The organism is Hydrogenophaga crocea (assembly GCF_011388215.1).
GTDB lineage: Bacteria > Pseudomonadota > Gammaproteobacteria > Burkholderiales > Burkholderiaceae_C > Hydrogenophaga > Hydrogenophaga crocea.
The window spans coordinates 2,990,893-3,015,004 of the sequence record NZ_CP049989.1; the positions used below are offsets into that span (position 1 = coordinate 2,990,893).

A 24,112-nucleotide genomic window follows, 5' to 3' on the forward strand; every position below is an offset into this window, starting at 1 on the left:
TTTCCGTTGCTTGGGCGGGCTCGGGGTACTGGATATGTACCCATTGGCGTCGAACTTGCTGAGACATCATCTGTGCTTAGTCAGTAGAAGTGGGCTTGGAGCATGGGCGTCCACTGTCTGGCGCTTGGCACCTGCTGCAACCATTCCAGGTTTGGACTTGATGCCCGCATCGTTCGGTATGGGGTGCAAATCCAGGCGGAGCCCGGCTCTGACGATCTGGCTTGGGACATCGTGTCCGACCAGACTGGGCAAGCGGGCGGCCGCCTCTACGAGTTGGGATAAATCTATGCCGGTGTCGTAGCCCATGAGATCGAGGGCGTGCACGATTTCTTCTGTGCAAACGTTCCCTGAGGCGCCAGGCGCATACGGGCAACCTCCCAGCCCGCCCAAGGCTGCATCGAACCGGTCGAGGCCAGTACTTATGGCCGCCAGCAAGTTCGCCAGACCCATGCCGCGCGTGTTGTGAAAGTGCAGCGTGAAGTCCACTCCCGTGTACTGGGCCAAACGGGCATGCGTCGCCAACTCGACCACCTGCAGCGGGAAAGCCATGCCGGTGGTGTCGCACAGCGTGATGCCCTGCACCCCCATGTCGACGAACCGCTGTATCCAGTCAGACACTTCTTCCTTGGAAACGTCTCCTTCCATGGGGCATCCAAAAACGCAGGAGAGCGAGACATTCGTTGGCACATCGGATGAGCGTGCCAGGGAGATTGCCTCTGTCAGCGCCGAAAGCGATTGACTGCGCGACATGCGCAGATTGCAGCGGTTGTGTGTCTCGCTCACCGACATCACGAGATTGACCTCGTCGGCTCGGGCCTCAATGGCCCGTTCCGTGCCGCGCACGTTCGGCACCAGGGCGGTGTACATGACACCTGGGCGCCGTTCGATCTCACGCATCACAACTTCAGCGTCTCGCAGCGCCGGGACAGCGGCAGGCGATGTGAAGGAAGTGACCTCGATTTTCTCCAGCCCGCAGGAGGAGAGCGCATTGATCAGCGCAATCTTCTCTTTGGTCGGCACGAACCGGGCTTCCATTTGCAGGCCGTCGCGTGGGCCTACCTCCTGTATGCGGATGCGCCGGCCCGAGCCGTTCCAGACACTGGCGTTCATCGGATCACCCCCTTGGTGCGCAGCAACCCGATCTGCTCCGTCGTGAGGCCGGCCTCAGCGAGCACGGTGTCGGTGTCGTCACCAAGGTGTGGCGCACTGCTGCGGATGCTGCCGGGCGTTGCGGAGAGCTTGGGCACGATGCCGGGCACTTCCACCGTATAGCCATCTCGGGTGACCTGGGGCAGCATCATGTCGCGAGCTCGGTAGTGCGGGTCCTCGGCGATGTCCTTGGCGGTGTAGACCTTCCCAGCCGGCACACGGGCGGCCGCCAGGATGTCCATCACCTGCTGCACGGTGTGCACGACGGTCCAGGCCGCGATGGCGGTGTCGATCTCGTCCACCCGAGCCACCCGGCCGGCGTTGCCGACCAGGTCGGGCGCATCGCCCAGGTCTTGCCGGCCAATGGCGCCCATGAGCCGCTTGAAGATGCTGTCGCCATTGCCCGCCACCAGCACCCACCCGTCCTGACAGGGATACGCGTTGCTGGGCGCGATACCTGGCAGCGCGCTGCCAGCGGCTTCGCGCACCGCGCCGAAGGCGCTGTATTCGGGGATCAGGCTCTCCATCACGTTGAACACCGCTTCGTGCAAAGCTACGTCGATCACCTGCCCCGGGCCGCCATGCACATTCCGGTGATATAGCGCCATCAGAACGCCGATGGTGCCGTGCAGCGCGGCCAGGGTGTCACCGAGAGAAACGCCCACTCGCACTGGCGCGCGCCCGGGCTCACCCGTCAGGTGACGCAAGCCTCCCATCGCCTCTCCGATGGCGCCGAAGCCCGGCAGGTCCCGATAGGGCCCTGTCTGGCCATAGCCCGAAATGCGCAGGATCACCAACCCTGGGTTGAGCGCGTGGATTTCATCGGGCGACATCCCCCAACTTTCAAGGGTGCCGGGCCGGAAGTTCTCGATCAGCACGTCAGCCTCAGCGATGAGGAGGCGAGCGATTTCCTGGCCCTGCGGTTGACGCAGGTCCAGCGCCAACGATCGCTTGTTGCGCGACTGCACCTGCCACCAAACGGATGTACCTTCCTTGACGAGGCGCCAGGAGCGCAGCGGGTCGCCGCCATCGGGCGCCTCGATCTTGATGACATCAGCGCCGAACTCGCCCAGCGTCTTGCCGCAGAAGGGGCCGGCAATGAGTTGGCCCATTTCAATCACGCGCAAGCCCTGCAGGGCACCGGCGGCGAGGCCCCCTCCCATTGAAGAATTGATTCGATGTTGTCTCATGTGAAGGGAATGATGCGCGCAACGTTGGGCTCTGCAAAACGCTGATGCGTGAGGCTGCCATCGCAATACGGCATGGCACGCTATCATCGACTCGCGATGAAGCTCGACCCTGTTTCCCTGCGCCTGTTCGTTGCCGTGATGAAGGAAAGCACCATAGCTGCTGCGGCCGCGCGCGAGCATTTGGCCGCGTCGGCCGTTAGCCGCCGGATGGCTGAGTTGGAGGCCTCACTGTGTGTGAGCCTTTTCACCCGTAGCAACAAGGGCACTGAACCCACCGCCGCCGCGTTTGCGTTGCTCAATCTGGCTCGAGGTGTCCTCAACGACATGGACGGCATTGCCAGTCAAATGCAAGAGTACGGCAGCGGTGTGCGCGGTCACGTACGCATCGTGGCCAACATCTCGGCCATCACACAGTTTCTACCCGCCGAGCTGCAGCGCTTTATGGCGCTGTACCCGCAGGTGGACGTGCGTTTGCAAGAGCAGATAAGCACCGTGATCGCGCGCTCAGTGGCTGAGAACGCGGCCGACGTGGGCATTCTCAATGCAGGCCACTACGGCGAGAGAATCGAATTGCTGCCTTACCACCTGGACGAACTGATACTGGCGGTGCCCAAGGACCACCCACTGGCGCGGCGCAAAAGCGTGCGGCTGGCCGACGCGCTGGCCTATGACTTTGTGGGTGCGCATCCCGGCAGTGCCATCAACAACCTGCTTACTACGGCGGCCTCCGCTGTGGGCTTGCCGCTGAGGTTGCGCATCCAGGTCACGAGCTTTGACGCGCTGTGTCTCATGGTCCACGCAGGCCTGGGCATAGGCGTTCTTCCGCGCAAAAGTGCAAGCCTCTACCACGGCACACTGGCAATTCGTGCTGTCCGCCTTGCTGAGCCTTGGGCGCACCGGCAACTCTCACTGTGCATACGATCAGACGACTCATTGTCTCGCGTGGGCCGTCTGCTGGTGGACCACTTACGCGCCAGCACGCCGGTGGCCAAACCGTGAATACCCCTTGAGCTGTTGCACACGAGGAGGCGCCCCCGTGTTGATCTCTGCCCGACCGTAGCCGTGCCTGGAAAGGCTGTCTCCGACGCATCCGAGCCAAGCAGTTTGCGCTGTCGCCGACTCGCTGGGACAAGGTCGTTCGCACTGCGGGATCGCGAGGAGGCGTGGCCAGGTCTCTGTATGACCCGCGTCTATCGATCGAGGAACTCCGCTGTCATGGCTTCGGATGGTTTAGGAACATAGTTAGAGGGTGTTTTCTGCTTCAGGCCCTCGACCCAACCCAGCATCTGGGGGATCCCCGGCCAGAAGAGATGGTCAGTGACCAATGTAAGCGTCGCCATGTCCTTCACGGTCGAGTCAGGGTATCTCAGTCCCGCACAGTTCGAGCAAGCTCAAGAAGCTTAGGTCGGTGTCAACGAGACCGGCAGCAGCCCATTCGGCCTGATCCATCGGGTGGCGACGCACCGGCACGCCGAGCACCTTGGCCAGGGATTCGCAGAAGTGGGTCTTGCCCACCCCCGGCGGCCCGAAGAGCAGCAAGGGCGGCAGGCGAACGGGCGGCGTTCCTTCTTCTTCACCGGGCACGCCCGTGTCCGCGATTGCCGCCTTGGACTTGCCCTTCCCTGCTCGGGCCTTCTTTCCCGTTCCGCTGGCTTGGGCGCCGTTTTCACGCTTCGCGCTTTCATGTCCTGGCGCCGCACTGCGCATCTTCTGCAGCGCCACATGGTTCGCCACGAACTGGATCACTTCACCGAAGTGCGGGTGATCGTCTTGCAGCGCCAGGATGGCCTCCACCGACTCGGGCGCACCCAGGCGCCGCCAAGGCCCTTTCGCGTTGAGCATGAAGCCATGCCACCGTGATGACCACCTCAATGATCAAAAGTCGTGTATGCTATCCATTGAAACCGGTTTTATTGTACGAAACCATGAAGGTGCTACACATGAACTTCGAACTCAGCCCGGATGACCAAGCATTTGCCGACGCCGTCGCCCGCTTCGCTCGTGCCAAGCTGGCCGGCGGTGCGCTGGAGCGTGCCCACTCCCCAAGCTACCCATGGGAGGTCGCGCGCATGCTGTCGGAGCAAGGCCTGTTCGGCATCGCCTTTTCTCAAGCAGACGGAGGCCAAGGTGGCACCCTGATGCAGGCGGTGTTGGCAATTCAGGAGGTGGCGCTGGTATGCCCCAAGAGCGCCGACATCGTGCAGGCCGGCAACTTCGGTCCGATCCGCACCATGGTGGAGTACGCCACCAACGAACAAAAACAACGCTTCCTTCCTGACTTGCTGGGAGGGCGAAAACTCATCTCGCTGGGCATGACTGAGCCCGATGCGGGTTCTGCGGTGACCGAGTTGCGTACCAGTGCCACAGCCGATGGCGATGGCTACCTCATCAATGGCAGCAAGATCTTCTCGACCCACAGCCCCGAGGCTGAGCTCTTTCTGGTCTACGTGCGATTTGGCCCGGGACTGGAGAACATCGGTTCCGTGTTGATCGAGAAGGGCACGCCGGGCTTCACCGTCGGCAAACCTGCGAGTTTCATGAACGGCGAGCAGTGGAGCCAGTTGTACTTCGAGAACGCACGGGTACCAGCCAGCAACCTGCTGTTGGGCCCAGGGGGATTCAAGAAGCAGATTGCTGGTTTCAATGTGGAGCGCCTGGGCAATGCATCGCGCTCGTTGGCCCTGGGCCGCCACTCATTCAACATTGCACGCGAGCACGCACTAAACCGCAAACAGTTTGGACGACCCTTGTGCGAATTCCAGGGACTGCAGTGGAAGTTCGCCGACATGCACATGCGGTTGGAGCAGGCGCAACTGCTTTTGTACAAGGCAGCGATGGAAGGAGAACATGACCTGCCGAGTGCACAGAGCACGGCCATGGCCAAGCTCGCGTGCAACGAGGCCGGATGGTTCGTGGCCAACGAAGCACTGCAAGTGATGGGCGGCATGGGCTTCAGCCAAGAATCGATCGTCGAGTACTGCGTGCGCCGCATTCGCGGCTGGATGATCGCAGGTGGTTCGATCGAAATGCTCAAGAATCGCATTGCCGAGGGCGTGTTCGAACGCAGCTTTCCGCAACGCGCGCCGAAGGTCGGGTAAAGGGTTTCATAGGAGACATCGATGGATCTTGGAATGCAGGACAAGGCGGTGCTTATCACCGGCGGAGTGCAGGGCATAGGCCTAGAGGTGGCACGTGAGCTGGCGCATGCCGGTGCGCGCCTGATGCTGGCTGACGTCAATGTCAGCGCGGGCCAGGCCGCCGTTGCCGAGCTGGGCGCACGCACCCAGGTTTCATTCGTGGAAGTCGACCTTACGCAACCCCAGTCGGTGCAAGCGATGGTGGAGGCAACGATGAAGACCTACGGTCGCATCGACGGATTCGTCAATTGTGCGGCGATCTTGGATGACAAGACCTTCGAGGAATCGTCTCCTGCAGATTGGAAACGCATGCTCGACGTCTGCCTTCTCGGTCCCATGTACTGTCTGCACGCCCTGCTCCCGATCATGAAAACCCAGCAGTCAGGCCGCATCGTGTGCTTCTCGTCTGACTCGGCCCGCGGCGGACAGGCGCGCCTGTCGTACTACGCGGCCGCCAAAGCTGGCGTGACGGCATTGATCAAGTCGATTGCACAGGAGATGGGGCCCAGTGGCATAACGGCCAACATCGTCTCGCCCGGCGCCACCAACACACCACTTCGCATGAAGCGCGAGGAAGCGATGCGTGCACAAATGGGTGAAGAGAAGTATCAACGCCGCGTGCAGACGGTCCAGAAGATGTACCCGTTGCGGCGCATCGGAGAACCCGGCGACATCGCGCCCATGGTGGCGTTTCTCCTCAGTGACCGCGCGGCCTGGATGACGGGCCAGGTGGTCAGCATCAATGGCGGCTTTACGATGGTGTAACGGGTATGAACTTCGATCTCACTTCTGATCAACGCCAACTCCAGGACGCCGCCATCCGGTTGTCGGAGCAGAAGCTCTATCCGTGGCTGGCCAAATACCCGAAAAACCAGCCACTGTCAAAGGCAGTCATGCTGCAGATCTTCGAGGTGCTGGCCGAATTCGGCCTCACTGGCGCGCGCGTGCCAGAAGAAGAAGGTGGCAGCGGCCTGAGCACGCTGGAGTACGGTCTCGCCTTCGAGCAGTTGCCGCCGGTCATAGCGCTCGCATTGATAGCACACGATGGCACCACCTCACGCCTGTGTGCAAGCGGTGCAACCAAGGATTTTCCGCAACTCATCGCCGACTTGCTCGCGGGCCGCAAGATCGCCTGCACCGCGTCCACCGAGCCGACCACGGGGTCGGACCCGCGAAGTATCCGGTTGCGCGCACGCGAGTCAGACGACGGTGCGATGCATTTTCTGACCGGAACCAAGCAGTGGATCACCAACGGGACGATCGCCGATGTGGCCTTCGTAACGGGGAAATCCGAGAAAGATGGCGAGTTTCGTCGCTACATCGTGGAGCGTGAGGTCTCCCCGTTCCATGCCAGCGAAATCCCCTGCGTAGGGCTGCAGCAAGGTCACCTGAGCGAGCTGACCTTCGACCAAGTCGCAGTACCTCGAAGCAACGCGATCGGCAGCGAAAACAGCACCATGAAGACGCTTACTCAAGCTTGGCTCGTCAATCGACCGCTGCTGGGCTTGTTGGGCCTGCGGGCCGCTGAACGAGCACGCGACGTGGCGATAGAGCATGTCAAAGGGCGCGAGCAATTTGGTGCTTTGCTGGCGAGCAAGCAACTCATCCAGGAGGCACTGGTCGATATCGACGCCTCGATCCAGAGCGCTCGGCTGCTGTGTTACAGCGCGCTCGACGCCGCCGACCGCGGCGCCTCAACGCAGGCCTTGTCGGCCATGGCCAAACGCCAGGGCGTAGCGGTGGCGGAGCGCGCGGCCAGCATAGCGATGAGGTTGTGTGGCGCCATGGGTCTGGCCACCGAGACCGGCGTCGAGCAGCACACCCGCGACATCAAGATGCTCACCATTCCTGATGGAACCTACGAGGTACTGACGCTGATCGCCGGGCGCGACATCACCGGCCACAGCGCGCTCTGAGGTTCAGCCATGGTGATTGATGAACTCGCGCAATTCGCGGCAAGACAAGTGGCTGACGGCTTGCCACCGACAGTGAGCCACGCGGCCAAGCGTGCGCTGGTGGACTGGTTCTCCGCGCTTTTTCCCGGGACACGCATCGCGCCTGCGGCCAACCTCATGGCCGCGCACCGACATGAACTGGGCGTCGGCAATGCCAGTTTGCCCGGGCTGAAGACCACCTCGTTTCCCGCGACGGCCGCCTGGATCAATGGCAGCGTCTCACACGCCGTGGAATTCGACGACATCTTTCGCGACGCGATCTATCACCCTGGATGTCCCACCGTGGCAGCGGCACTGGCTGTGGCCGAGCACCTCTGCGCATCCGGCTCGCGTTTGCTGGAGGCGATCACGGTGGGTTACGAGATTTCCACCCGCATCGGCGTGGCCGTGCAACCATCGCACTACAAGTTCTTCCACACCACCGGCACGGTGGGGTGCTTTGGCGGCGCGGCCGCGGCCGCGGTGCTGCTCTCACCCAAGGCCGAAGTCACCGCACATGCGCTGGCCAGTTCGGCCACGTTTGCCTCGGGCCTGCAGCAGGCCTTCCGCTCCGACGCGATGACCAAGGCACTGCATGCGGGGCATGCAGCTTGGGTGGGTGTCACGTCTGCATTTGGCGCTGAAAGCGGTGTTACCGGTGTGCTCGACATCCTTGAGGGCTCGGCAGGATTCGGGGCGGCGTTGGCAGATGGCCCCGACTGGTCCAAAGCCACCGAAGGGCTCGGCTCGCGTTTCAACATCGAGAGCGTGACGGTGAAGAACCACGGCTGCTGCGGCCACACCTTCGCCTCCATCGACGGCTTGCTGGCATTGCGCGCGCAGCACGGCTTCGGCGTCAACGACATAGAGTCCATCGAGATCTCGACCTACGGTGCGGCGGTGGAGGTGGCGGGAATTCGTGAGCCGAAGTCGCCGTTCGAATGCAAGTTCAGCATCCCATACGCGGTGGCCCACGCAGCACACCACGGCTCGGTGCGCATGGCGGCTTTTGATATCGACCGCATCTTCGACGTCACGGTGCGGAACCTGATGCCGCGCATCCATTTGCGGGCCGACCCCGAACTCACGAGACGCTTTCCCGGCATGCGCGCGGCAAACGTGCAAGTGGTGCTCAAGAGTGGACAAGTGCTCAATCACTTTCAGCCACATCGGATCGGGGATCCAGAAGCGCCTCTCACGGACGAACAGGTGAGTGAAAAGTTTCTTGAGCTCGCGTCGCCGGTGATTTCTACGGACGGTGCGAAGAAACTGCTCGATCAACTCTGGAATATCGACCAGGTGCGCGACGTGCGCTCGCTGCGATTGCAGTTGCTTTGACGCGCTTCATTTCACTACGGAAAACACCCCCGAGCCCATCTTCGAAGAAATGTCACTCTGCGCGTCGAGCATGAGCGTGAGGTTGCGATCCAGAACGCCGCGCATGCGATCCTCAGGACCGGTGACCGTGACGGCGTAGCGGCCGCGATCGTTGATGTCAAAGATGGCGACCGAAATCGCCAACGAACCCTTCACGCGTTCGCTGCGCGTGATGGCATAACGCTGGCTCCGGATTTTTTCCAACTCTGCCCTGAGTTCGCTCGCGCTGGAGGGGAAATCTGTCGGCAGCCGCTTGATGGTCGCGGTTTGTTCTTCCTTCGACAGGTGTGCCAGCAGTACCTTGCCTGTAGCACCATAGAACAGCGGCGCGTGTTCACCCAGCTTGACGATATGCACGAGCCTCGAACTCGACTCGATCACGTCAATGCACACGCGGTCCATGCCAATCGCGGTATTCAGACTGACCGTCTCGCCTGTTGCATTGCCGATCTCCACCATGATGGGATGCGCGACATCGCGAATGTTCAAGCCACTGGCGACAACGCCTGCCAGCTTGATCAGCTTCATCGACAGGCAGTACTTCTGATCGTCCAGTCGCACCAGGTATCCAGCGTCGCACAGGCTGTTGACGAGACGAAAGGCCGTGGCTTTGGGCAACTCGATGCGGTCGCTGATCTCTTGCAGCGCAAGCTTGGGCCTGTCCGGAGTGAATGCGTCTAGCACCGAAAAGATTCGATCGACGGCTCGCACGGTATGAACGCTTTCTTGAGTGTGGCTGGCGCCAAGGTGGCGCCGGATATTAGCAGTCGCCGATCATCACCAAGCCGTCCAGCGCCCGCACGCCACGGCCTGCAGGCAGAACCGCAAGAGGGTTGATCTCGGCCTCGGCCACGCGTGGCTGCGTGCAGCGTGCGAGTTCGGAAACCCGCGCCACGGCGTGCGCCAGCGCGTCGATGTCGCCCAGCGGCAGGTTGCGGTAACCAGAGAGTTGCGCGAACGCCTTGACCTCACTCAACATCTGGCGCGCCACATCGATCGACACCGGCGCGGGGCGAATACTCACATCCTGGTAGAGCTCGGCCAGCACCCCCCCCAGGCCGACCGATACGATAGGTCCGACCGCTGGATCGTATGAATAGCCCACCAGCACTTCGGCCAGTCCCTTGACCATCTCCTGCACCTGAAAGCCGTCAATACGGGCTCGCGGTACAGCCTCGCAGACGCGCCGCAGCATGGCCTCGGCTGCCGATCGAAGTTCGTGCGCGTTGGCGATATCGAGTTGCACGCCACCCATCTCGGTCTTGTGCGGGACGTCGGCGGAAGAAATTTTGAGCACGCAGGGAAAGGCAACGTTGTCGAGCGACGCGGCGTCCCAAGTCGCGGGCGTGGGGGGCAGCGTCCACTCCTGCGCCTGGGGGATGCCAAGTGCGGCGAACGCGCGTTGCGAATCGGCCGAGCTCAAAGTCTGGCCCGCCTGGTGATCACCGGGCAATACGGGCTTGGCGCCAGCGGTTTGATGCACGCGTGGGACCTGCCAACGCGCCCAAGCTGACAGGGCGTCGGTGCAGGCCTCGGGTTGCGAGAACACCGCAACACCGGCTTCGCGCAGCAACTGGCGCGAACGCTCTGCATTGGGTGTGAGGAAAACCGCCACCGGCTTGCTGGACTGCACGCTCAGGATCGGTGCAACCGCTCGTTCGGGCCGGAACTGCGAGGACGAGCCCACCACAGCGACCACCGCATCGATTTCCGACGACTGCAGAAACTCCTCGAGCACCGCGCCGTAGGTGGCCGCATTGGTCCCCGCCAAGGTCAGATCCACCAGCGGCGCGTCGCCGATGTGGATGCCCTTGTTGGCCAGTGCAGCCTGCATTCGTGGCGTGGGCGGGGCCACGTTGATGTTGCGTTCGCCGAGGTTGTCGACAATGAGCGCGCCGCCGCCGCCTGTGGTGGACATGACGCCGATGCGCGCGCCTGCCCCGCGGCCTCGGCGAAACAGAGCTGGTGCGTCCAACAGGGCTTCGAAGTTGTTGAGCTCTGCGATGCCGATGTCGTGCAGGAAGGCCGAAGTGGCCTTGCCATTGCCAGTGAGCGCCCCGGTGTGCGAGACCGCCAGGTGCTGGCCGATAGCGGAACGGCCCAGCCGGTAGGCCAGGATAGGCTTGTTGGCAGCATGGGCCTTGAGCGCAGCAGCACGCAGTGCTTCGGGTGAACGAATGGTCTCGATAAACAACTCGATGACACGCGTGTCCGGGTCGTCAACCATCATCTCGATGAGTTCGGCGATGGAGATGTCTGCCTCGTTGCCAACGGAGACGAGCTTGGAGAAGCCGGCGCCGCGCGCCGCACCGCGCGAAAGGATGGCGCCCAGCATGCTGCCGCTCTGCGAGATCAAGCCCACGTCACCTTTTGGTAGCGCGGGCAGCGACAGCACCTCGTTGGCTGACAAGGCCACCTGTGCGTGCAGGTCGACGATGCCCAGCGCATTCGGTCCCAGCAGGCGGGTCTGAGACCCGGCGAGCAGTTGCAGCAGCGTCTCTTGTCGAGCCTGGCCTTCTTCGCCCGCTTCCGAAAACCCGTTGGACATGATGGTGACGCAGCGCACCGCCGAGGCCACGCAGTCCTCGACCGCGGGCAGTACGTGCTCGGTGGGCAGCATGATGTAGGCGTGGTCCACCGGGCTTGGCGCGTCGCTCACCTTCGGGTAGGCACGCAGGCCCTGGATGTCACTGCGACGCGGGTTGATCGGAAAGATTGTTCCGGTGTAGCCGTGTTGCGTCAGGTGCTTCTGCGGAAGCGCAGCGTGTTTGGCGAGGTCGGCAGAGGCTCCGACGAGTGCGATGGTCTTGGGCCGGAATACGGCCTCCGCCAGAGTCGACATCCTCATTCCCCTTTGAACTGTGCCGTGCGTTTGTCCAGGAAGGCTGAGATACCTTCCGCCTTGTCGGCCGTGCCATAGACCGTGGTCACGAGCATGGTCTCGAACTCGATCGCCGAGGTCAGGTCCATCTGCATGCCACGGTGCACTGCGCGTTTGACAAACGCGAGCGCCAGCGGTGCGCGCGAGGCGTAATGCCGGGCCATTGCAAGCGCGGTTTCGAGCGTTTTCCCGTTGGCCACGCGGCGGTTGATCAGGCCGATTCGCAGCGCCTCGACCGATTCGATAGGCTCGGCAGCGAACAGCATGTCGAGCGCGTTTGCCAGGCCCACCACGCGCGGCAGGCGTTGCGTTCCACCAGCCCCCGCCACCGTGCCGATGCGCGCGCTGGTGATGGCGAAGGTGGCGTTCTCGCTCGCAACGCGCAGGTCGGCCGCGAGTGCGAGTTCCAGCCCCCCCGTCATGCAGAAGCCTTCGATGGCCGCGATAACAGGCTTGGAAGACTGCTCCAGCGCGTCGTTGAGCCGGTGCCAGTGGCTGAAGTAGCGACGCCCCTCTTGAGCGGTTTTCACCTGAAAGGCTTCGTTGAGATCGGCACCAGCCGAGAAGTAGTCTTTGCCGCCGCTGATAACGATGGCCGACACGTCCTTGCGCGCCTCGACCTCGAGGAACGCCGCCATGATGTCGTCCATCATCTGCTCGCTCACCGCGTTGCGTCGCTCGGGTCGGTTGAGTTCGATGACGAAAGCGGGGCCTTCCTTTCGGGTACTAATGGTCTGATAGCTCATGGTGTTCTCCTCAAAGGTGGAATTGGCGGATCGTTTGGTTGATGGTGTCGCTGGCCTCATAAGCGAGCCAGTGACCGGCGCCTTCGATGACTTCGACACGCGCACTCGGCAGCGCGTGCCTTAGCAAATCAATTCGTTCCTGCAGCGATGGAAAGATCAGCGGGTCTTCCTGCCCCAGCAGTACCTGCGTGGGCACGTTCGCGGTGCGCACGTGGTCGACCAGCGAAGCCTGATGGCTCACCTGGCGACTGTCGAAGCGGGCCAGGTCCACATTGCGCAGATGGATGTCGATGGCGAGGTCCTGGGGGTCGGGTTCACGGGCCAACATCCAGCGCCCCAGGTTGCGAGCTGTGGCCTCGCGCAGAACGCGCGCGTCGGCAGGGTCAATGCCCTTTACCTTCTCCAATGCGATGGAGCGCCCGGCCGGTGGACCAAAGCCTGCGGGGCTGAGCAGACTCAGGCGCGTGGGAGCACGGCCATTCGAGGCTAGCAGGGCACTCACACCCGCTGCCACGGCGCCGCCGAAGCTGAATCCGACGAGATGAAACTCACGCTCGCCCACTGCCAGGCGGACGGCGTGTGCGACCCAGGCCAGGTAATCGGAAACAGGCATCTCTTGCGACGGCCGGGCGGATTCACCGAAACCGGGCAGATCGAGAGTGATCACCTGGAACGAGCTGGCCAGCTCCGGCACATTGCGCGCCCAGTGCGTGCGCGAGCCCGAGCCTCCATGCAGCAGCACGAGTGCGGGGCCGGTTCCGGTCGATCGGACCGCCAGTCCGGTCGAATAGAAGAGGGGGCCGTAAGACTGCATCAGGGGTTCTCCTCCGAAGTGATTTCGTGTATTCTATCCATTGAAATCAATTTTGACTAGTGAAACTTATGGGCATCTGCCCGAACAACGACCGGCCGCTGGCGTCTGGCGCCGCTGGCCTGCAGGAAGCGAGATGTCGCAACAGCCCTATTCAGGTATCCGTGTGGTTGAGCTTGGCGTCAGCGTTGCCGCCGGGACGTGTGGTCGCCTCCTCGCTGACCTGGGTGCGACGGTGTATGTGGTGGAGCCCCGCACCGCGAACACTCAAGGCAAGTGGGCCGACCGAATTTCTGCCACGGCGGGCAAGCACAGCTTGCTGGCCGACCCGGGGAACGCCAGTGACGTGCAAGCACTGGTGCAACTGATCCGCGCCTGCGAGGTTGTGGTCCTGAGTTCGGACCTCGATGGCGATGGCTGGCCGGAATCCTGGCTTGGTGCGATTGCGGAATGCCCGATCGTCTGCGACATCACGTCGTTTGGTCGAAGCGGGCCGCTCGCGGGACAAAGCAAGGATGAAGCCGAGTTGCAGGCACTGAGCGGCATCATGGACACGACCGGGTTGCCCGATGGTGAGGCCACGCCGCTAGGTGTGCCCGTGATCGCCATGTCGGCCGGGCTATATGCCGCGGGCGCGATAGCAGTGGCCCTGAGTGTGTATCGCCGCCACGGCGTGGGCCAGTCCATAGAGATCGCACTATTTGATGTGGCGATCAGCACGCTGACCACATTCATGACCGCGCACTACTCGGGCAGGGTACCTCAACGGCTGGGAAATGGTCACGGTATGGCGGTGCCATGGAACGCCTACCCAGCCTCCGATGGCTGGATTCTGATCTGCACGACCAACGACGCGCAATGGCGACGTATCGCGCGGTGTATTGGGCCGGCAGTCGAAGGCGTCGAGCGCTATGTTGAACTCCGTTCGCGCTTGACGCACCGCGAGGAGATCGACACGCTGGTGCGTGATTGGACTTCCAAGCAGCCGATCGACGCGTTGGAAGCACGCTTGAGCGCAGAGGGCATTCCTTGTGGTCGCATCGTGTGCATACACGATCTGCCGAGTGAACCCAATCTGCGCCTGCGCCGGTCGCTCTATTCGGTGCCCAATCCCCTCACCGATGAGGCCGTGTGGGTGTCGAACGCGATTTTTCGATTCTTGGGTGAGCCGCCGGTGACGAGCGCGGTGCCAAAACGCGATTCGGCGCGCACTCAGTTGTCGACGCTGGTGCCGCGGATCCCACGCACACGTGAGCACGGTGAAATCCCGTCGAAAGCGCTGCCAGGATTGCGCGTGGTAGAGATCGGCCAACTCACCACCGCACCGCTGGCCGCGCGTCACCTGGCCACCTTCGGTGCCGACGTGATCAAGGTCGAACCACCAGAAGGAGAAAGCGCACGTGCCTGGGCGCCATTGCGCGGCGGGGTGAGCCACTTCTTTGTTGCGAGCAATGGTGAGAAGCGAAGCGTAGCGCTCGATCTGCGCAGCGAAGCCGATCGTTCCTACCTGTGCGAGCTGCTGAAAGACGCCGACGTTCTGGTCGAAAACATGAAGCCCGGCGCCCTTGCCAAGCTGGGCCTGGGTTATGAGCGCTTGCGCGAACTCAATCCGCGTCTCGTCTACTGCGGCATTTCGGGCTTCGGCCTGGAGTCGGTCTATCCCGGGCGTGCGGCCGTCGACACGGTCATTCAGGCGATGTCCGGCATGATGGACGCAACACAGAGCGAGGGAATGCCCGTCAAGACCGGCATCTCGTCGGCGGACATTCTTGGCGGTCAGGCGGGGTTCCTGGCGATCGTCGCGGCATTGGCGCGGCGCGACGAGATCGGTCGTGGTTGCGCGATCGATATCTCGATGCAAGACGTAGGCGCATGGGCCACGCAGCATCGTTGGAATCGAGCAGCCGCGCCCACTTCGAAAGTACCAACGCAGGTGGCCAATGTGGCCGAAGCCTGCATGCACGCGCAGACCCAGTCCCGCTCCCTCATCGTGACGTGCAGGGACACACTAGGCCAGCAATGGGAGGTACTGGCCTCACCCATGCGGCTGGCCCGCACACCACCACAAATCGGCGGGCTGATTGGCGCGCCCAGCCGCGAACACATCGCTTGGCACACGCGCCAAGCATATTCAGTTGCCAATGGAGAGAACGATGAAATTTGAAGACATTCTGTACACAGCGCAAGGTGGCGTGGCCACCCTCACCATCAATCGCGCCGAGGTGCGAAACGCCGTGCGTCCACGCACCTACGAAGAGCTCACGGCCGCCATGCATATGGCCGCTGACGATCCCACGGTGGGCGTGGTGGTGCTCACAGGCGCAGGTGACAAGGCATTCTGTTCTGGTGGCGACATCCGCGACCAGCAGGCCCGCGTGCCAGAGGTGGGCCGCAAACACATGCGCCGCCTGTTTGCGCTCTCGTCAGTGATGCGCATGATGGACAAACCCATCATCGCCAAAGTGCGTGGTTTCTGCGTGGGAAGCGGCAATGAGATCAACCTCTTTTGCGACATGACCATTGCGAGCGAGGATGCGAAGTTCGGCCAGACTGGTCCTCGCGTAGGAAGTGTGCCGATCTGGGGAGCGTGCCAATTGCTCGCGCGCTACGTGGGAGAGCGCAAGGCGCGCGAGATGCTCTACACCTGCCGGCAGTACACCGCACAACAGGCGCTGGAGATGGGCCTCATCAACGAGGTGGTGAAGGCCGAAGATCTCGATGCGACCGTCGATGCGCTGTGCCAAGACATTCTCGACAAGAGCCCGCAGAGCATCCGCATCGCCAAGCTGGCCTTGAACGCGGGCTCCGATCAGGAGTTCTATGGCTCCTATTTCCCGAATGCCGAGTTGTTGGCATCGATCTACGGAAACGAAGAGAACTCGGAAGGCATTACCGCCTTTCTGCAAAAGCGCAAACCCGACTACCGCAAGTACCGCGTTAGCCGCGCCTGAGTCAAAGGAGTCCGAGAATGAAAATCCTCGTCCCCGTCAAACGCGTGGTCGACTACAACGTGAAAGTTCGCGTCAAGAGCGACGGCACGGGTGTGGACATCGCCAACGTGAAGATGTCCATGAACCCGTTCGACGAGATCGCGGTGGAAGAAGCGGTGCGCTTGAAAGAAAAAGGCGCGGCCACCGAAGTGATCGCCGTCTCCTGCGGCGTCGCGCAGTGCCAGGAAACCCTGCGCACTGCCATGGCCATCGGCGCGGATCGCGCCATCCTGGTGGAGACCGCTGAGGAACTTCAGCCGCTGGCGGTTGCCAAGCTCTTGAAGGCGCTCGTGGACAAGGAACAGCCCGGCCTCGTGATCCTGGGCAAGCAGGCCATCGACGACGACTGCAACCAGACCGGCCAGATGCTGGCCGCGCTCGCGGGCCTGCCGCAGGCCACGTTTGCTTCGAAAGTGGAAATCGAAGGCGCCACCGCCAAGGTCACGCGCGAAGTGGATGGCGGTCTCGAAACCCTGTCCATCAGCACCCCGGCGGTGATCACCACCGACCTGCGCCTGAACGAGCCGCGCTACGTGACGCTGCCCAACATCATGAAGGCCAAGAAGAAGCCGCTGGAAACCGTCAAGCCCGAGGACCTCGGCGTCGACGTTTCCCCGCGCATCAAGACCCTCAAGGTCAGCGAGCCGCCCAAGCGCGGTGCTGGCGTGAAAGTGGCCGACGTGGCCGCGCTGGTCGAGAAGCTCAAGAACGAAGCCAAGGTGATCTGAGGAGCGCACTGAAATGACTGCACTGGTTATTGCCGAACACGACAACGCGTCCATCAAAGGCGCCACCCTCAACACCGTGACCGCTGCCGTTGCCTGCGGTGGCGACGTGCACGTGCTGATCGCGGGCCACAACGCCGCCGGCGCGGCCAAAGCCGCCAGCCAGATCGCGGGCGTTGCCAAGGTCATCCACGCCGACGCCGAGGGCCTCAATCACGGCCTGGCCGAGAACGTCGCCGCGCAGGTGATCGCGCTCGCGGGCAGCTACAGTCACATCCTCTTCCCCGCCACCGCCGCGGGCAAGAACGTGGCGCCGCGCGTGGCCGCGCTGCTCGACGTGGCGCAGCTCAGCGACATCACCAAGGTGATCAGCGCCGACACCTTCGAGCGCCCGATCTACGCGGGCAACGCCATTGCCACCGTGCAGAGCGCCGACAAGGTGAAGGTGGTCACCGTGCGCACCACCGGCTTCGACCCGGCTGCGGCAACCGGTGGCTCCGCCGCCGTGGAAAGCGCAACTGCTGTTGCCGACTCGGGCAAGAGCAAGTTCCTGGGTGCCGAGATTGCCAAGAGCGACCGCCCCGAACTCACGGCCGCCAAGATCATCGTCAGCGGTGGCCGCGCGCTGGGCAGCAGCGAGAAGTTCGACGAGGTCATCACGCCGCTGGCCGACAAGCTGGGTGCGGCCATCGGCGCCAGCCGCGCGGCGGTGGACGCGGGCTACGCGCCCAACGACCTGCAAGTGGGCCAGACCGGCAAGATCGTGGCGCCGCAGCTCTACATCGCGGCCGGCATCTCGGGCGCCATCCAGCACCTGGCGGGCATGAAGGATTCGAAGGTGATCGTGGCGATCAACAAGGACCCGGAGGCGCCGATCTTCTCGGTCGCCGACTACGGGCTGGAGGCCGATCTGTTCGAGGCCGTGCCGGCGCTGGTCAAGGCGGCCTGACTACCTAGACCTCCGCGCCTGTCGTCAAAGGCACGCGAAGATCGCGCCAATCACCACCAGGGTGATGGCGATGTTTTCGCGCAGTCGAGGCCGTTCGCCCAGCAGGTGGCGTGAGACGAGATAACTGAACACGACTTCGACCATGCCCAGCACGCGCACGTCGGCCGCGGGACGCAGCACATAGCCGATGTACCAGCCAACCGAGGCAGCTGTGCCCGCGAAGCCTGCGGCAAGCGAAAGCCTCCAGTCGGTGAAGATGGCAAGTACCGAGGCGCGTTCGCGTGCGAGCATCCAAAGACCCAGCGTTCCGACCTGCACCCCTTGTGCCAGGAGCACGCACCAACAGGCGACGAGGATGGCCGAATGACCGAGGTTGGTGAGTTCAAGGCCTGCGGCGCGATAACCCACGGCTGCCAAGGCGTAGCACGCGCCGGTGGCCACGCCATAAAACGTGCTCAGCAAAATTTGCCTGCGGCTGGCAGCGGCCGCATGGTGCCCCTTGCCGCGGGTTGAGAGCAGCAAGGCTCCTAGCAGCGCGAACACCATGCCCGCCGCGCTATAGGCGTTGGGGGCCTCTGCAAGGATGATGGTGGCGAAGACGGCAATCTGCACCACCTCGGTCTTCGACAACGCCACTGCCACCACGAAGCTGCCTGAACGCATGGCCGACATCAGGCACACGCTGCCCAGCGCGTGCGCGATCGCACCCACCACCAGCCACAGCCAGAACATGCCATTCACGTCGGGCAGCGGGTTGCGTGCGCCGAAGGACGCCTGAACGGCCAGCGCGCACAGCAGCGCGAACGGCAGACCATACAAGAAGCGGGCGAGCGATGCGCCCACCGGTCCGGCGCTGTCGGCAAGCGATCGTTGTGCGGTGTTGCGAATGGTCTGGGTCAGCGCAGCCACAAGAACAGCTGCGATCCACACCCATTCGGGAAGTGCATTCATAAACAGGGACCGCTTGCCGTGGGCCCAATAAAAGACAGGCCGCAAAAGCCTGTCGGTCGAGAGGGTGGATACGGATTACTTGGCTTCCATCGGTGTGATCTTGGCGGCCTGCGCAGCCTCTTTCCAGAACACCAGTTCGCGTTGGAAGAATGCATCCATGTCGGCCACAGTACCGCCGCGAGGTTCGATGGCTTGACCGTCCAGATGCGTGAGCACGGCAGGGTCCTTGAGCACTTCGTTGACGGCGTCATTCAGCCGCTTGACGATCGCGTCAGGCACGCCTGCCGGCGCTGCCAAGCCCAGCCAATAGCCAGACTCCAGTCCTTTGATGCCGTGCTCGGCCAGTGTGTCGGCCTTCGGCATGTACTTCGAGCGTTGGTGCGAGGTCACGAACAATGCGTTCATCGACCCCCGATCCACGGCGGACTTGGTGGAGGAGATGGTGCCGAAATAGGTATCGAGGTTGCCACCCAGCACGTCTTGAATGGCAGGCGCGCCTCCACGGTAGGGAATGTGGTTCAGCGTAATGCCATTTCGCAGCGCAATGATTTCCATCAGCAGGTGGTGCACCGAGCCGATGCCAGCCGAACCGTAGGCGAGCTTGCCGGGGTTCTTTTTGGCGTGATCAATGAACTGATTGAAGCTGGTGATGCCGCTCTTGGTGGACGACACCATCAGGTTCGGGGCCATGCCCAGCAGAACAATGTTCTTGAGGTCCTTGTTGTAGTCGTAGGGCAGCTTTTCGTAGACCCAGGGGTTGGTGGCGTTCATGCTGCTCGACACCAGTAGCGTGTACCCATCGGCCGGCGCTTTGGCCACCAGGTTGGAGGCAATGATGGTGTTTGCGCCCGCACGGTTTTCCACCACGACAGGAACCTTCAGTTTCTCTGTCAGCCCGCGCGCCACTTCGCGGGCCACAGTGTCTGATGAAGCGCCAGGCGAGAGGCCGACGATGAGCTTGATGGGGCGATTGGGATAGTTGCCGTCTTGTGCGTGGCCCGTGCCGGTCAGCGCAAGGGTGACAGTGGCCAGCAGCAGTGTTTTCAGATGGATGCGCATGGAGTCTCCTGGTGATGTGCTTGAAGCGATGCGTTGAGGTTTCATTCATTGAAACTCGTTTCGAACAAATGCTAGCAAGATTGTTTCGCACCGACAAGCACCCCTGGTCCGGCTACAGGTAAACACCTACTGTGGGCTGCCGTCGGTCTCAACGACACCTTGTTAAGAGTGGACGTGCAATCGGCCTCAGTGCGTCCAAGAAAGCCTGCATTGCGCACCTGCCTCCTCCGCAACGATTTCCCTTGGCAAGTCCTTCGTTTGAAGTTCTCGTGCCCCGCGCCGCGCCGCCGTCGCAGCCGCCGCCAACGTCACTTGATAGATCTCCCGCGCACTCAAGTGCGCCAGCGCCACTACGATTCGTTTATCCGGCTCCCCTACTCCGAACCCCGCCGCCTTGAGCGCGTGCTTCACCACGCTCCTTGAAAGCTGAATCGCCTGCTCCGCATCCGGTGGCGTGATCAGGAACTCCTTGAAGCGCGAGCGCAGCGTCGCCGGCACCCACCACGGGTAGTTGGCCGTGGCGATCCAGGTGATCTGGCTCGCATCGAGCTCCAGGTCCAGGCTGATGTCGCGCACATTGGCTGCTGACACCGGCTCGAGCAGCGAGTGCAGCACGCCGGTTGGCGACGAGATCCCACCTGAGGTCTTGCTGATGACCTGCGCCTTGTCCAGCTCATCCAGGATCACCAGTGGGTTGGCGTACTCACCCAGTCCCAGCAGATCGAAGATCAACCCGTAGCGCGAGTTGCCCCAGGTGATGTCCGAGCCCAGCAAGGCTGATGAGGTTTCGGCCTGATCCATCGGGTGGCGGCGCACCGGCACGCCGAGCACCTTGGCCAGGGACTCGCAGAAGTGGGTCTTGCCCACTCCAGGAGGCCCGAAGAGCAGCAACGGCGGCAGGCGAACCGGCGGCTTGCCCTCTTCTTCTCCTGGCACGCCCGCGTCCGCGATTGCCGCCTTGGACTTGCCCTTCCCTGCTCGGGCCTTCTTTCCCGTTCCGCTGGCTTGGGCATCGTTCGCGCTCTTCGCGCTCTCTGCGCTTTCATGCCCTGGCGCCTGGCTGCGCATCTTCTGCAGCGCCACGTGGTTTGCCACGAACTGGATCACTTCACCAAAGTGCGGGTGATCCCCCTCCAATGCCAGGATCGCATCCACCGACTCGGGCGCACCCAGGCGCCGCCAGGGCCCCTTCGCGTTGAGCATGAAGCCGATGGACTCATTGCGCTTCTTGATGTCCGAGTCCACGCTCTGCGCAGCACTCGCCATGCGCTGCACGTTGTCTTCTCGGTAGACGCGCAGCCGCTGGGACGCCGGCAGCTTGGAGACCTGGTTCCTGAACCCGGACTGATCCGGATCGACCCCCATGCTCCTGAGGCGCGCCTTGATCCTTTCCTTGTTCTCTTTTGCGTCGCGCTCGGCGCGCTCCGCGGCAAGCCTCTTTTGCTCCTGCTCGCGGCGTTCTTCCTCCTGCTTCACGAGCCTGCGCAGGCGCGCCCTGTCTTCCGCCGGCTCGGGGTTCGACGCCTCCCAAGCCCTCTTCTCGTTGTCCTCCTTCTTCAGGCGCTCCTTCAGAGCATCGAACTGCTCTCCCACGCCCGGAGGCAGCATGAGATCCAGCCGGTAGTCGTCGGCAAAGCGGTGGTAGACAACGAAGGTCTTCTCGTTGTGCAGCCGCGCGCGGCCTTCCGTGGGCCTGGCGGTGAAGCTGGCCGGGCGGCGCTTCTTGATCGCTTCAGTGTTCCCCACAGCGTTCACTGATGTGCTCGGCTTGGGGACGAACTTGAAGTTCGGATTGATCATCGGACGCAGCAAGTCCACGACCTCTGAGCCCGTCAGTTTTCGGGGGACCTGGGCTTGCGGTTCGTCCTGCGTTGATGGCTCATGCGACATGTCTTCCTGGCCACTGGGATCGACGTCTTTCTTGAAGTCAGTCATGTTCAACCTCACTTCAGCGCGCGCAGCTTGTTGTAGTGGCTGATGCGGATGCGCTCGATCTCCACCGGCACGCCCCGCGCACCGAAGCGTCGGCCCACTTGACCGTTCTCGATGAAGGACAGGGCCACCTCGGCCTCGGCGCGTTTTCGGACCAGGTGGGGTGCCAGACGTTGCACCACCCGAACCGCTCCGGGGCCGGAGTACATCAAGGCGTAGACCTGCTTGTTGTGGCTGATCCGGCGGGTCACTTCGTGGATCGGGCCGATTTCTCCCACGCACTCGCGGAAGTGCTCCAGGGTTTTGAGGCAGTTCTGCGTGATCTGCACCACCAGGCGGTAGGTGGCGGAGCGGTTCGGGTAGCGCTGCTTGACGATGCTGATGCAGCCGTCGCCATCGAGCATGCCGGCCGCCCAGGCCCGGTTCGGGGTCGGCCAGGGGAGCTTGCGGTCGGCGTAGGTGCGCAGTCCAGGCTCGGCATCCGGTCCAGCCCCACGCCCAGAATCTCGACGAGACGTCGGCCAGCGAACCTGGCGGGTCTCATCCAGCTGCACCGGCTCATGCGGGAAGGCCATCAAGGACATCAGCAAGGGAGAAACGTCGTCGTCCTCGCTGTCGTCGATCTGTGGCATCTCGGTGAGCGGGCCTTCGTCGGGCTCGTACGCCAGGTCGAGATTGCCCTGCGCACGATCGTCGACTTCGCCGACCGACTCGCGGCCGGCTTTCGTGGCGCCCGCACCCACTTCAGCCGAGTCCCCAGGGACCCTGGCCAGGGCCGCGGTCACCAGCGTGGGGACAGGCTCCAGAGGCAGCGGCTGCTGAGGATCCGGACGCGCATCGCGCAGCCTGGCATAGGCTTCGCGGCGTGCCAGCTGCATGGCATCACAGAAGGTCTGCGCCATGAGCGCAAAGCGCGGGTTCACCGGGTTCTTGCCCAGGGGACCGTATTTACTGCCAATGCGGTATTGCTGGTGCACCGCGTCCGAGAGCAGCAATTGCAGCCAGACCCCATCATTGACAGCCTGCTTCATGCCACCCTGGCCATCAGCCTCTGCGCTCATCGGCTCCAGGTTGATGAAGCGCGTGAGCAGGCCGCGCAGCGTGAGCTGCGTCAGCGGGTGCGCGGCGCGCTCAGCCTCGCGCTCACGGGCCAGGGCTTCGCTGGAGGAATAGCCGCTACCCGACACCAGATCCGGTGCCGTGTGCAGCGACCCCAGCTCGGCGATCAGGCAGGCCAGGCGAACCAGAGAAACTTCGTCGCGGGTCAGCTCAGAGGAATTGACCTGCTCGGCCGCGGCCACACCGAGGGCCAGCGGGTGAACCACGCTGCGCGCACGCACCTCGGGCAGCAGGGAAACGAGCGCCTGCTCGATGTCGGCCCGGGCGATGGCGGACATCACGAACGCCTGGTGAGCGGGTTTCAAACTCAAGATGGCGTGGTGCAAGTCGGCGGTGATGCCATCCGAGAGCCCCAAGTGATCGAGCATCCAGGGACCAGAACCACGGCCCGAGCGCGGCTGATCGATGCCCGTGACCAGCAAGGCGTCACCAGGCACACCCGGCACCCGGGTCTTGGCGGCGCGGATCCAGCGCACGCGGGGAGAGGCCGCCTGGGCGATCTCGGTCTGCTCCGAGGGCGTGGGCAGCACGAGCGTCTGGTCGCCGCTGCCGAGCAGGGCAATGGAAACACTGCCTTCGCGGCGCTGGCAGATCTGGCCGTGGTGGTTGGTGTACGGGCCCACGGGGCCAAGCGGGAAAGAAGCGCTCAGCAGCGTGTTCATCCGAAACACCGAGCCGGGCTCGGCGAGTTCACCCAGTACGTTGGGCATCTCTTCGCCGGGAGACACGGCGTAGGGGGCAAAGCCACCGGTGCCCATGCCGGCACTGAGGCCAGAACGATCCGCGCCTTCAGCGCCCGCACCGTCGTTGGCCGCCTTCTTGCCCAGGCGCGCCGACAGCTGGCTGCGCACGTTCTTCTCGAACTCGCCCATGTTCTTGGAGAGCTCATGCAGGATGGTCGGCATGGCCAGGGCGTGGGCAACCGGGTTGGTGTGCGGCTGGATGTGGCCGGCGCCGTTGTTAGCCTGATCGAGCATCTGGTTCGAGATCTGGGCGGTGTTCAGTTCGTTGGTCTTGTGGTTCGTGTTCATGCTGGATTCCTTGAAAGTTGGTGGATTCGGTTGTGGTGTCTGAAGCGATGTCGGTGGTGAGCAGGCAAAGCTCCGCCCGCCCCGCCCGCCTGCGCCTTCGCTGTTCGCGAAAACCCAAACGGACTGAGAAA

20 protein-coding genes are annotated in these 24,112 nt (G+C 63.0%); 9 read left to right on the forward strand and 11 right to left on the reverse strand.

What is annotated here, in order from left to right:
• Nucleotides 1-66: 66 nt before the first annotated feature.
• Together G9Q37_RS14005 and G9Q37_RS14010 are read right to left on the reverse strand one after the other, a co-directional pair.
• On the reverse strand, nucleotides 67-1,110 hold the full coding sequence (locus G9Q37_RS14005) for a hydroxymethylglutaryl-CoA lyase (protein ID WP_166228008.1): 1,044 nt from the start codon (nucleotides 1,108-1,110) through the stop codon (nucleotides 67-69).
• A complete protein-coding gene (locus G9Q37_RS14010) occupies nucleotides 1,107-2,312 on the reverse strand; it encodes a CaiB/BaiF CoA transferase family protein (protein ID WP_166228010.1) in 1,206 nt (401 codons plus the stop codon). Before G9Q37_RS14010 ends, G9Q37_RS14005 begins: the two co-directional genes overlap by 4 nt.
• Nucleotides 2,313-2,435: 123 nt before the next feature.
• Between G9Q37_RS14010 and G9Q37_RS14015 the strand changes: the two genes are divergently transcribed.
• Nucleotides 2,436-3,338 (forward strand): LysR family transcriptional regulator, encoded by a 903-nt coding sequence (locus G9Q37_RS14015; RefSeq protein ID WP_166228012.1) that lies wholly within the window; start codon nucleotides 2,436-2,438, stop codon nucleotides 3,336-3,338.
• 357 nt (nucleotides 3,339-3,695) lie between these two features.
• Here the strand turns inward: G9Q37_RS14015 and G9Q37_RS14020 are convergent, their stop codons facing one another.
• The gene (locus G9Q37_RS14020; RefSeq protein WP_166228014.1) at nucleotides 3,696-4,181 is read right to left on the reverse strand and encodes an AAA family ATPase; all 486 of its coding nucleotides are present in this window, start codon (nucleotides 4,179-4,181) and stop codon (nucleotides 3,696-3,698) included.
• A gap of 98 nt (nucleotides 4,182-4,279) precedes the next feature.
• Between G9Q37_RS14020 and G9Q37_RS14025 the strand changes: the two genes are divergently transcribed.
• The 4 genes from G9Q37_RS14025 to G9Q37_RS14040 are packed head-to-tail and all read left to right on the forward strand — an operon-like array spanning nucleotide 4,280 to nucleotide 8,748.
• The gene (locus G9Q37_RS14025; protein ID WP_166228016.1) at nucleotides 4,280-5,437 is read left to right on the forward strand and encodes an acyl-CoA dehydrogenase family protein; all 1,158 of its coding nucleotides are present in this window, start codon (nucleotides 4,280-4,282) and stop codon (nucleotides 5,435-5,437) included.
• A gap of 21 nt (nucleotides 5,438-5,458) precedes the next feature.
• Nucleotides 5,459-6,241 (forward strand): SDR family NAD(P)-dependent oxidoreductase, encoded by a 783-nt coding sequence (locus G9Q37_RS14030; protein ID WP_166228018.1) that lies wholly within the window; start codon nucleotides 5,459-5,461, stop codon nucleotides 6,239-6,241.
• 5 nt (nucleotides 6,242-6,246) lie between these two features.
• On the forward strand, nucleotides 6,247-7,392 hold the full coding sequence (locus tag G9Q37_RS14035; protein WP_166228020.1) for an acyl-CoA dehydrogenase family protein: 1,146 nt from the start codon (nucleotides 6,247-6,249) through the stop codon (nucleotides 7,390-7,392).
• Nucleotides 7,393-7,401: 9 nt separating this feature from the next.
• Nucleotides 7,402-8,748, forward strand: a complete 1,347-nt coding sequence (locus G9Q37_RS14040) for an MmgE/PrpD family protein (protein ID WP_166228021.1) — start codon at nucleotides 7,402-7,404, stop codon at nucleotides 8,746-8,748.
• A 6-nt stretch (nucleotides 8,749-8,754) separates the two neighbouring features.
• Here G9Q37_RS14040 and G9Q37_RS14045 read toward each other — a convergent pair whose 3' ends face one another.
• From G9Q37_RS14045 to G9Q37_RS14060, 4 genes are read right to left on the reverse strand one after another with little or no spacing between them, the layout of a single operon-like run.
• Nucleotides 8,755-9,498 carry an IclR family transcriptional regulator gene (locus G9Q37_RS14045; protein ID WP_166228023.1) on the reverse strand — a complete coding sequence of 248 codons (744 nt, stop codon included), beginning with the start codon at nucleotides 9,496-9,498 and terminating at the stop codon, nucleotides 8,755-8,757.
• 49 nt (nucleotides 9,499-9,547) lie between these two features.
• A complete protein-coding gene (locus G9Q37_RS14050; RefSeq protein ID WP_166228025.1) occupies nucleotides 9,548-11,629 on the reverse strand; it encodes an acetate--CoA ligase family protein in 2,082 nt (693 codons plus the stop codon).
• A 2-nt stretch (nucleotides 11,630-11,631) separates the two neighbouring features.
• Complete coding sequence (locus tag G9Q37_RS14055) at nucleotides 11,632-12,414, reverse strand: enoyl-CoA hydratase/isomerase family protein (protein ID WP_166228027.1); 783 nt, start codon at nucleotides 12,412-12,414, stop codon at nucleotides 11,632-11,634.
• 10 nt (nucleotides 12,415-12,424) lie between these two features.
• A complete protein-coding gene (locus G9Q37_RS14060) occupies nucleotides 12,425-13,228 on the reverse strand; it encodes an alpha/beta fold hydrolase (RefSeq protein ID WP_166228029.1) in 804 nt (267 codons plus the stop codon).
• A 133-nt stretch (nucleotides 13,229-13,361) separates the two neighbouring features.
• Between G9Q37_RS14060 and G9Q37_RS14065 the strand changes: the two genes are divergently transcribed.
• Genes G9Q37_RS14065 through G9Q37_RS14080 form a run of 4 tightly spaced genes read left to right on the forward strand, consistent with a single transcriptional unit; the run spans nucleotide 13,362 to nucleotide 17,889 of the window.
• A complete protein-coding gene (locus G9Q37_RS14065; RefSeq protein WP_166228031.1) occupies nucleotides 13,362-15,389 on the forward strand; it encodes a CaiB/BaiF CoA-transferase family protein in 2,028 nt (675 codons plus the stop codon).
• Nucleotides 15,379-16,176 carry an enoyl-CoA hydratase-related protein gene (locus G9Q37_RS14070; RefSeq protein ID WP_166228033.1) on the forward strand — a complete coding sequence of 266 codons (798 nt, stop codon included), beginning with the start codon at nucleotides 15,379-15,381 and terminating at the stop codon, nucleotides 16,174-16,176. The genes G9Q37_RS14065 and G9Q37_RS14070 overlap by 11 nt, the downstream gene beginning before the upstream one ends.
• A 17-nt stretch (nucleotides 16,177-16,193) precedes the next feature.
• Nucleotides 16,194-16,943 (forward strand): electron transfer flavoprotein subunit beta/FixA family protein, encoded by a 750-nt coding sequence (locus G9Q37_RS14075; protein WP_166228035.1) that lies wholly within the window; start codon nucleotides 16,194-16,196, stop codon nucleotides 16,941-16,943.
• Nucleotides 16,944-16,956: 13 nt separating this feature from the next.
• On the forward strand, nucleotides 16,957-17,889 hold the full coding sequence (locus G9Q37_RS14080) for an electron transfer flavoprotein subunit alpha/FixB family protein (protein ID WP_166228037.1): 933 nt from the start codon (nucleotides 16,957-16,959) through the stop codon (nucleotides 17,887-17,889).
• A gap of 24 nt (nucleotides 17,890-17,913) precedes the next feature.
• Here G9Q37_RS14080 and G9Q37_RS14085 read toward each other — a convergent pair whose 3' ends face one another.
• From G9Q37_RS14085 to G9Q37_RS14100, 4 genes are all read right to left on the reverse strand, one after another.
• The gene (locus G9Q37_RS14085; protein WP_166228039.1) at nucleotides 17,914-18,840 is read right to left on the reverse strand and encodes an EamA family transporter; all 927 of its coding nucleotides are present in this window, start codon (nucleotides 18,838-18,840) and stop codon (nucleotides 17,914-17,916) included.
• A gap of 75 nt (nucleotides 18,841-18,915) precedes the next feature.
• Nucleotides 18,916-19,899 carry a tripartite tricarboxylate transporter substrate binding protein gene (locus G9Q37_RS14090; protein ID WP_166228041.1) on the reverse strand — a complete coding sequence of 328 codons (984 nt, stop codon included), beginning with the start codon at nucleotides 19,897-19,899 and terminating at the stop codon, nucleotides 18,916-18,918.
• A gap of 186 nt (nucleotides 19,900-20,085) precedes the next feature.
• On the reverse strand, nucleotides 20,086-21,834 hold the full coding sequence (locus G9Q37_RS14095) for an AAA family ATPase (protein WP_166228043.1): 1,749 nt from the start codon (nucleotides 21,832-21,834) through the stop codon (nucleotides 20,086-20,088).
• Between the two features lie 8 nt (nucleotides 21,835-21,842).
• Nucleotides 21,843-23,981: a hypothetical protein gene (locus tag G9Q37_RS14100; RefSeq protein WP_166228045.1), complete on the reverse strand. Its 2,139-nt coding sequence runs from the start codon at nucleotides 23,979-23,981 to the stop codon at nucleotides 21,843-21,845.
• Between the last annotated feature and the right edge of the window lie 131 nt (nucleotides 23,982-24,112).

Excerpts from the sequence above, each read along its gene's own strand:
- G9Q37_RS14085 (WP_166228039.1), bottom strand. The coding sequence starts at position 18,840 with ATGAATGCACTTCCCGAATGGGTGTGGATCGCAGCTGTTCTTGTGGCT.
- G9Q37_RS14065 (WP_166228031.1), top strand. The coding sequence starts at position 13,362 with ATGTCGCAACAGCCCTATTCAGGTATCCGTGTGGTTGAGCTTGGCGTC.
- G9Q37_RS14060 (WP_166228029.1), bottom strand. The coding sequence starts at position 13,228 with ATGCAGTCTTACGGCCCCCTCTTCTATTCGACCGGACTGGCGGTCCGA.
- G9Q37_RS14035 (WP_166228020.1), top strand. The coding sequence starts at position 6,247 with ATGAACTTCGATCTCACTTCTGATCAACGCCAACTCCAGGACGCCGCC.
- G9Q37_RS14075 (WP_166228035.1), top strand. The coding sequence starts at position 16,194 with ATGAAAATCCTCGTCCCCGTCAAACGCGTGGTCGACTACAACGTGAAA.
- G9Q37_RS14050 (WP_166228025.1), bottom strand. The coding sequence starts at position 11,629 with ATGTCGACTCTGGCGGAGGCCGTATTCCGGCCCAAGACCATCGCACTC.
- G9Q37_RS14020 (WP_166228014.1), bottom strand. The coding sequence starts at position 4,181 with ATGCTCAACGCGAAAGGGCCTTGGCGGCGCCTGGGTGCGCCCGAGTCG.
- G9Q37_RS14030 (WP_166228018.1), top strand. The coding sequence starts at position 5,459 with ATGGATCTTGGAATGCAGGACAAGGCGGTGCTTATCACCGGCGGAGTG.
- G9Q37_RS14100 (WP_166228045.1), bottom strand. The coding sequence starts at position 23,981 with ATGAACACGAACCACAAGACCAACGAACTGAACACCGCCCAGATCTCG.
- G9Q37_RS14080 (WP_166228037.1), top strand. The coding sequence starts at position 16,957 with ATGACTGCACTGGTTATTGCCGAACACGACAACGCGTCCATCAAAGGC.
- G9Q37_RS14090 (WP_166228041.1), bottom strand. The coding sequence starts at position 19,899 with ATGCGCATCCATCTGAAAACACTGCTGCTGGCCACTGTCACCCTTGCG.
- G9Q37_RS14055 (WP_166228027.1), bottom strand. The coding sequence starts at position 12,414 with ATGAGCTATCAGACCATTAGTACCCGAAAGGAAGGCCCCGCTTTCGTC.
- G9Q37_RS14010 (WP_166228010.1), bottom strand. The coding sequence starts at position 2,312 with ATGGGAGGGGGCCTCGCCGCCGGTGCCCTGCAGGGCTTGCGCGTGATT.
- G9Q37_RS14095 (WP_166228043.1), bottom strand. The coding sequence starts at position 21,834 with ATGACTGACTTCAAGAAAGACGTCGATCCCAGTGGCCAGGAAGACATG.
- G9Q37_RS14025 (WP_166228016.1), top strand. The coding sequence starts at position 4,280 with ATGAACTTCGAACTCAGCCCGGATGACCAAGCATTTGCCGACGCCGTC.
- G9Q37_RS14015 (WP_166228012.1), top strand. The coding sequence starts at position 2,436 with ATGAAGCTCGACCCTGTTTCCCTGCGCCTGTTCGTTGCCGTGATGAAG.
- G9Q37_RS14070 (WP_166228033.1), top strand. The coding sequence starts at position 15,379 with ATGAAATTTGAAGACATTCTGTACACAGCGCAAGGTGGCGTGGCCACC.
- G9Q37_RS14040 (WP_166228021.1), top strand. The coding sequence starts at position 7,402 with ATGGTGATTGATGAACTCGCGCAATTCGCGGCAAGACAAGTGGCTGAC.
- G9Q37_RS14005 (WP_166228008.1), bottom strand. The coding sequence starts at position 1,110 with ATGAACGCCAGTGTCTGGAACGGCTCGGGCCGGCGCATCCGCATACAG.